This window comes from Corallococcus sp. CA041A (assembly GCF_003612075.1).
Taxonomy (GTDB): Bacteria; Myxococcota; Myxococcia; order Myxococcales; family Myxococcaceae; genus Corallococcus; species Corallococcus exiguus.
In genome coordinates this window covers 1-400 of record NZ_RAWF01000741.1, presented here as the reverse complement: position 1 = coordinate 400, position 400 = coordinate 1, and the positions used below count along the sequence as shown (strand labels likewise).

Genomic DNA, 400 nt, shown 5'->3' with positions numbered 1-400 from the left:
GTATTATACTGACATAAAAGATGAGATAGAAGAGGAACAGTGCGCGATTACCAAGTAGTTAGAACATATGAAGAAGTAGACGCACTTGTAAAAGAACTTGAAGATGGGCCTGATTTAATCGCGTGGGACTGTGAGACCGGATTCACGTCAGCAGAGACAGTAGACAAGCGAGCACTTAATACGCGCCATCCTGATTTTATTGTCGTTGGTTTCAGTATCACCAATAGTAAGAATTGGGCGCGCTACGTCCCGCTACGTCATGACAATGATCGTCCACTAGAGCCTATCAAGGTGTGGGAGAAGTTTCGTAAGGTTTTCGAGACCAAGGAAATCATCGCTCACAACGCATCATTCGAGCGTGCGGCATTGGCATCTTTGTATCGTGCAGGAGACGTAGAGC

At 46.0% G+C, this 400-nt stretch carries 1 protein-coding gene; it reads left to right on the top strand.

Translation table 11 applies throughout. The features are described from left to right. Window positions 1–39: 39 nt before the first annotated feature. Window positions 40–400: hypothetical protein (locus D7V77_RS43520; protein ID WP_147452405.1), on the top strand; the 361-nt coding region annotated here is incomplete at its 3' end.